Genomic DNA, 3792 nt, shown 5'->3' with positions numbered 1-3792 from the left:
GGCACGAATGCGGCCGAACTGGACTTCGACTCGGTACAACGCGGCAACCCCGAAATCGAGCGCCGGGCGCAAGAAGTCATCAACCACTGCTGGGCACAAGGCGCGGCCAACCCGATACTGGCCATCCACGATGTGGGGGCGGGCGGTTTGTCAAATGCGTTCCCCGAGCTGAGCAACGACGCAGGCCGGGGCGCGCGCTTTGACCTGCGTGCCGTGCCATTGGAAGAGTCGGGCCTTTCTCCCAAAGAAATCTGGTCCAACGAGAGCCAGGAACGCTACGTGATGGCCATCGCGCCAGAATCGCTGGCACAGTTCAAAGCCTTTTGCGAACGTGAGCGCTGTCCGTTTGCCGTGGTGGGTGTGGCCACCGAAGCGCGCCAGCTGGAGCTGGTCGACGCTGGCAACGAGAGTCCGGTCAACATGCCCATGGATGTGCTGCTGGGCAAACCGCCCAAGATGCACCGTGACGTGCAGACGGTGGTGCGCCAATCGCCAGCCATTGAACTGACCGGCGTGAGCTTGCAGCAAGCCGTGCTGGATGTGCTGAGTCACCCGACCGTGGCGTCTAAGCATTTTCTCATCACCATCGGTGACCGCGCCGTGGGCGGCCTCACGCACCGCGATCAGATGGTGGGGCCCTGGCAGGTGCCTGTGGCCGATGTGGCGGTGACCCTGGCCGACTACGCTGGCTTTGCCGGTGAAGCCATGAGCATGGGTGAGCGCACTCCGCTGGCTTCGCTGAATGCCGCCGCTTCAGGCCGAATGGCCGTGGCCGAAGCCATCACCAATTTGCTGGCCGCGCCTATTGAATTGCCTTGCGTCAAGCTGTCGGCCAACTGGATGGCTGCTTGTGGCGAGCCCGGTGAAGACGCTGCTTTGTACGAAACCGTCAAGGCCGTGGGCATGGTGCTGTGCCCGGCGCTCGACATCTCGATCCCGGTGGGCAAAGACAGCTTGTCGATGCGCACGCAGTGGACCGCCCCGGTGGGCGCTTCAGGGTCTGAGGTCGAAACCCGCAAGGTGACCTCGCCCGTCAGCCTGGTCATCACGGCCTTTGCCAGCCTGTCAGATGTGCGCGGCACCCTGACCCCTCAGCTGGATGCCCAAACAGAAGACACCAGCTTGCTGCTGATCGATCTGGGCCAGGGGCAAAACCGCATGGGCGGCAGTGTGCTCGGCCAGGTGCTGGGCCAGTTTGGTGACCAAGTGCCCGATCTGGATGAACCGCAACACCTGATCAATTTGGTGAAGGCCATCAACGCCTTGCGCGCAGAGGGCCTCATTCTGGCTTACCACGACCGCAGTGATGGCGGCTTGCTGGCCACTGTGGCCGAAATGGCTTTTGCCGGGCATGTGGGGGTGGCGCTCAACGTGGACATGCTGGTCACCGAAGGCGATGGCATCACCGACAGCCGTGCCGACCACGGTGACGCCAAGAACTGGGCAGGCCAGGTCAGCGCCCGCCGCGAAGAACTCACCCTGAAGGCCTTGTTCAACGAAGAGCTGGGCGTGGTGATCCAGGTGCGCACCGCCGATCGCACGGCCGTTTTTCAGACCCTGCGCGAGCACGGGCTGTCGAGACACAGCCATGTAATTGGCAAGACCCGACCCACCAGCCAGTCCGTCATGACCAAAGGGGTGGGCGAGTTGAGTGTCTGGCGCGACACCAAAGAGGTCTTTTCAGCCAAGCTGGAAGACCTGCACCAGGTCTGGGACAGCGTGAGCTGGAAGATCTGCCAGCAGCGCGACAACCCGGCTTGCGCGGATGCCGAACACAGCGCTGCAGGGCGGGCTGATGACCCCGGCATGCATGTGGTGTTGAGCTTTGACCCGGCTGAAAATGTGGCCGCGCCGTTCCTCAACCTGTCCCGTCCCAAAGTGGCGATCTTGCGCGAACAGGGTGTCAACTCGCACGTGGAAATGGCCTATGCCTTTCACAAAGCCGGTTTCGAATCGCACGACGTGCACATGACCGACCTGCAGTCGGGCCGTGCCAATTTGGCTGACTTCAAGGGCTTGGTGGCTTGCGGCGGTTTCAGTTACGGCGACACGCTGGGCGCGGGCATTGGCTGGGCGCGCAGCATCACCTTCAACCCACTGCTTTCCGAGCAGTTCAAGGGCTTTTTTGGCCGCAGCGACACCTTCGGTCTGGGGGTGTGCAACGGTTGCCAGATGTTCGCCGAACTCGCCGACATCATCCCTGGTGCGGAGGCTTGGCCACGTTTTACGACCAATCAGAGCGAGCGCTTTGAAGCCCGCCTGTCGATGGTTGAAGTGATTGAATCTCCCAGTTTGTTCCTGCAAGGCATGTCAGGCAGTCGCCTGCCGATCGCAGTCGCACACGGCGAGGGTTTTGCCAACTTCAAGCACCGTGGCAACCCAGCGCAAGCCATTGGCGCCATGCGTTTTGTTGACAACCTGGGGGCAGCCACCGAACAGTACCCATTCAACCCCAACGGCAGCGCTGGGGGCCTCACAGCCGTGACCACAGCCAATGGGCGTTTCACGGCCATGATGCCGCACCCCGAGCGGGTCTTTCGCAATGTGCAGATGAGCTGGACCGATCTCGGCAAATCGGGCGGTCTCCATGCCAACAGCCCCTGGCTGCGCGTCTGGCAAAACGCCCGCAAGTGGGTGGCTTGACGTGTTGAACGCATGAAGCCCACTCCACCGGTCCAGTGGTTTCCACCCTCCCAACTGGCTTTTTACTTTGACCAAGGTGCGTGGGCCAAAGGCACCACGCTCTACCTGCAAAACAAGGTGCTGTCCTCGCAGTTGACGCCCGATGGTGACGCTTGGCGTTTGCAAGGGCAGGTGCAGGGCAACGATGTGCGACCTTATGCGGTCAATGCCGAACTGCGCGTGAGTGCAGGCGGCAACCTGAGCGACTGGCGCAGTGGCTGCACTTGCCCAGTCGGGCGCTACTGCAAACACGGCGCCGCTTTGGGTATTTTGGCGTCGATGCAGGGCCTGGCCATGCTCAACGAATGGGGGCCTGATGGCCCTTCGCCAGAGGTGTTGGCGCAACGTGCTCAGATGGAAAAAGAACGGGCTTTGAGCCACGCCGAATACCAGGTACGCGATTGGCTGATTCGACTGCAAGATGCCAACGGCCCGGCCGCTTATGCCTTGCCTGGCGCCACGCACGATCAGTTTGTTTACAGTCTGACGGTGGCGCAAACGGCCTACAAGCCGGTGTTTCACCTGGCCGTCAAGCGTGCCACCCAAAAACGCAGTGGCGAGTGGGGCAAAGCCAAAAAGTTGAGCAACGAACCCTCACCACACGATCCGATCTGGCAAACCAGCAGCCCTTTAGACCGCGACATTTTTGACCTCATGAAGGCTTGTCCCGCGGCCAGCAGCTTCAGCGCTTATGGCTTCCAAAGTGAAGTCAAGTTACATGGCATGCCGGGTCACTTGTTGCTGCAGCTTTGCAGCCAGACAGGGCGACTGCTGTCGGGCGAGGGCATCGCTTTGCGATGGCAGGATGCGCCCGAAGCCTTGGTGGGTGTTTGGCTTGAAGTCAAGGGCCAGGACCACCTGCCCGATGGCTGGCAGCTGAGCATGCAGCCACAGCGCCCGGGTTTGTTCTATGGCCTGAACCAGCCGCCTTTGTTCATGGACACCGTCCAGGGCCTTTGTGGACCGCTCGATGCGCAGGGGCTGAGCGCCAATGAGTTGCAAGTCTTGTCCAACTCGCCTGTGGTGCCTGAAAGCGTGGCCTTCAAGTTTCAAAACCAGTTGCTCGAGCGTTTAGGCCCGGTGCCTTTGCCGCCTGTGATTCAAAAAATG

General features: G+C 61.4%; 2 protein-coding genes. Both read left to right on the top strand.

Annotated features, from left to right (window positions below; translation table 11 throughout):
• Window positions 1-2643 (top strand): phosphoribosylformylglycinamidine synthase (gene purL, locus ACIQ3A_RS14245; RefSeq protein ID WP_396432386.1); only part of this gene is annotated, 2643 nt, incomplete at its 5' end.
• Window positions 2644-2655: 12 nt separating this feature from the next.
• A partial coding sequence (locus ACIQ3A_RS14240; protein ID WP_396432385.1) for an SWIM zinc finger domain-containing protein occupies window positions 2656-3792 on the top strand: 1137 nt, incomplete at its 3' end.

Source organism: Limnohabitans sp. (assembly GCF_044361985.1).
Lineage (GTDB): Bacteria > Pseudomonadota > Gammaproteobacteria > Burkholderiales > Burkholderiaceae_C > Limnohabitans_A.
The sequence above is the reverse complement of the archived record's forward strand: the minus strand, read 5'-3'. Positions and strand labels throughout refer to the sequence as shown.